Below are 641 nucleotides of genomic sequence, written 5' to 3'. Positions count from 1 at the left end.
GTTAAAATCGAAGCTATAACCGTTTATCCGCAGGTATCTTATGAATCCCTTGATCTCCGACTTCCAAACTCAGCAACAACGTACTCCCGTCATCGTCGCCCTCGATTTTGCCAACGAAAAAGATACGCTCGGATTTGTCCGCAATCTTGACCCGACACTGTGTCAAATCAAAATCGGTAAAGAGCTGTTCACCGCAACCGGCCGCAATTTGGCAGAAAGCTTAATCAATCAAGGTTTCAAACTTTTCCTCGATTTGAAATACCACGATATTCCCCACACAGTTGCTCAGGCCTGTAAAGTTGCCGCCGATATGGGCGTGTGGATGGTCGATATGCACGCATCGGGCGGTCGCCGCATGATGGAAGCAGCAGCAGAAGCCGTTGCCGGATATCAAACCAAGCCGCTTTTGATCGGCGTAACCGTGTTGACCAGCATGGAACAAAGCGACTTGGCAGAAATCGGTTTGAACATCGCCCCTGAAGAACAAGTCATCCGCTTGGCGAAACTGGCGCAAAGTTCGGGCTTGGACGGCGTAGTATGTTCCGCTCAAGAAGCCGTACCATTGCGCCGCGAATTGGGACAGGATTTTGTCTTGGTCACACCGGGCATCCGCTTAGATGTTGCAGGCAATAATGATGACC

1 protein-coding gene is annotated in these 641 nt (G+C 50.4%); it reads left to right on the top strand.

Going from position 1 to position 641, the window contains the following annotated elements; translation table 11 throughout:
• Positions 1-40: 40 nt before the first annotated feature.
• On the top strand, positions 41-641 hold a 601-nt coding region (pyrF, locus tag ACTHUR_RS15230; protein WP_440399467.1), incomplete at its 3' end, for an orotidine-5'-phosphate decarboxylase.

It is taken from the genome of Neisseria sp. P0021.S007 (assembly GCF_051956855.1).
The sequence above is the reverse complement of the archived record's forward strand: the minus strand, read 5'-3'. Positions and strand labels throughout refer to the sequence as shown.